General features: G+C 64.6%; 2 protein-coding genes. Both read left to right on the plus strand.

All coding sequences use genetic code 11. The features are described from left to right. Positions 1-1,987 (plus strand): DddA-like double-stranded DNA deaminase toxin (locus tag UK12_RS41865; RefSeq protein WP_269432061.1); only part of this gene is annotated, 1,987 nt, incomplete at its 5' end. 17 nt (positions 1,988-2,004) lie between these two features. Next, a complete protein-coding gene (locus tag UK12_RS45255) occupies positions 2,005-2,496 on the plus strand; it encodes an Imm1 family immunity protein (protein WP_082120132.1) in 492 nt (163 codons plus the stop codon). Positions 2,497-2,659: the final 163 nt, after the last annotated feature.

Below are 2,659 nucleotides of genomic sequence, written 5' to 3' on the forward strand. Positions count from 1 at the left end.
GTACGACGCGGACGGCAACCAGCTGATCCGCCGAGACCCGGGCAAGACCACGCTGAACATCGGCGCGGACGAGCTCACCCTGGACACCGCATCCGGATCGATGTCCGACGTGCGGTACTACAGCTCGCCCGGTGGCCTCACCATCACCCGCGTCACCGCGGCGACCGGTGGCGGCCAGCTGGTCTACCAGGCCGCCGACCCGCACGGCACCAACAGCGCCCAGATCACCACCGACGCGAGCCAGACCGTCACCCGTCGCCCCACCGACCCGTTCGGCAACCCCCGCGGAACCCAGCCCGACCCCGCCACCTGGGCCGGCGACAAGGGCTTCGTCGGCGGCACCAAGGACGACTCGACCGGCCTCACCAACCTTGGCGCCCGCGAGTACCAGCCAACCACCGGACGGTTCCTCAACCCCGATCTACTCCTCGACGCGGCCAGCCCGCAACAGTGGAACGGCTACGCCTACAGCAACAACGACCCCGTCAACCTCTCCGATCCCTCGGGCATGCACTTCGAGGAGTGCAGCAACGGGATGTACGAGTGTGAGGGTGGGATCACCCCGGTCGAGAAGGGAGCCAACTACGACAACATCGTAGAAGAGAACACGCGCCCCCACTCCTCGAACGTCAGCTCGTCGGCGACGACTCGCAGCAACGGTGCGGGATCCGGAGGCAGCGGCAACGGGCGCGGCACCAAGAAGTGCGGCGGCGGCTGGATCTCGGGGACTCTCTGCCATGCCAGCAACGGCCTCACCCGGACACGCAACTTCACCACCGACCACCCCATCGTCCGAGCCATCGTCGTCATGACGATCGAGACAGTGGCCACAACCCTCTGTCTCTCGGGCGGAGCAGCCGGCGCGGTCGCGACCGGCGGCGCCAGCGCAGTGGCAGCCGCAGCCGGGTGCGGCGCCGTAGCCGGGGCCATCGGAGCAGGACTCAACAACCTCCTCGACGGCAACGCCGACCACTCGCTGGAAGGTCAAGCCAAGGCGGTAGCCGGCGGAGCCATCGAAGGCGCCGCCTCAGGAGCCCTGGGCGGGGCCATCGGTGAGGTCGCGGCGGAGGCCGGTGAGGGTGGGGCGGCGGTGGCACGCACCGCGTGCCGTACGAACAGCTTCCCTGCCGGAACCGAGGTCCTTCTCGCTGACGGAACCACCAAGCCGATCGACCAACTCGCCGTAGGCGACAAGGTCACCGCGACCGACCCCCAGACCGGCACCACCACTGGGGAACACGTCACACAGACCATCACCACCCCCGACGACAAGGACTTCACCGACCTCAAACTGACCACCACAGGCGCCCTGAGTCTGCCCGCGGTAGCCGGAAGCGCCACCGCGTCGACCGCCGTCCTCACCTCCACCCAGCACCACCCGTACTGGAACACCACCACCCAACGGTGGACCGCCGCAGCAGAGCTCCGCGCAGGCGACCAGCTCCAGACACCCGACGGCGACACAGCCACCGTCGAATCGGTCCGCAACTACCGCACCGACCCGACCACCGCCTACAACCTCACCGTCGAGCAGCTCCACACGTACTATGTGCTGGCAGGGGCCACGCCGGTCCTGGTCCACAACTGTGACACCGAGTTTGCTGGAAATGCAATGAGTGGCCTTCCGAGCAAGGTCACGAGCGGGCGAATATTCGACGCTGGCGGGAATGATATTTCCGCTGGAATTAGTAGCGGTTCGGATGGCACGACGGCGGCTATCGATGATTTCCTCAAGGGATCTCCAAGCATTTCGAACCCACGCGTCGGGCCACACCCGGCAGCCACTCACGTTGAGACGAAGTATGCCTGGTGGATGAGGCAAAACGGAGTGACTGATGCAGACGTGGTCATCAACAATCCCAAGGGGGTGTGCCCGTTTCCCTTCGGGTGCCAGGCTGCGGTTCCAGCGATCCTTCCGCGCGGATCAACGATGCGGGTATGGTATCCGGGGGCGACGGAGCCCAAGGTGCTGGAAGGTTTGGGATAGCCTTGATTCTTAATGCCATGATTCACCGCAAGTGGCACTATGCCGAGACGTGGGCTGAGATGTCGGCGTTGATCACAGAGGTGATGGAGAATCTAGAAGCGGAGAGCAGTGCGCCGTACTGGAGCCCCGGCGACGATGCGTGCTTCATGTTCTCTGATAGGCGTCACGTCGATGGTCCTGATATGCCAGACAACTTTCTCCGCATTTCCGTAAATTCCTCTACGGGTTTCGGGGCGCTCATCTGGTTTGTCAGCGAAAGTCATCCTGTGCAGGGTGGCGTCTTCGATCACGTCTGGGTTTCGGATAATCCGAACCCCCCAGGATTCGATCCCCGTGTTGTCTCCGACCCGGGCGAGCCGATGTTTCACGATCCAAGGAGTGCCCTCCCGGTCTCTGAGGTCCGTGCGGCCGTAGAAGAATTCTGTCGCGTGGGTACGGGGAATCGGCCCGAGTGCATTCAATGGGTGCACAGTTACGCGAATGGGCATCGCCTCGGAGACGAGTCGTAGCGAGCCCGGCAAGTAATAATCGCGGCCCCACCGGACGTAGCTCCGGTGGGGCCGTTGGGCTGTCTGACGGCAGTAGTTGACGGCAACGTCATCCCTGAAGGGGCGGGGCCGGTCAAGCGCCGGTGGCTTGCTTGTCGGCTGTTCCGGCTGGTTTTGGGCATAC

This window comes from Saccharothrix sp. ST-888 (assembly GCF_000955975.1).
Classification (GTDB): domain Bacteria; phylum Actinomycetota; class Actinomycetes; order Streptomycetales; family Streptomycetaceae; genus Kitasatospora.

What these genes read in the sequence shown, in the direction of transcription:
- UK12_RS45255 (WP_082120132.1), top strand. Translation starts at nt 2,005, where the DNA reads ATGATTCACCGCAAGTGGCACTATGCCGAGACGTGGGCTGAGATGTCG.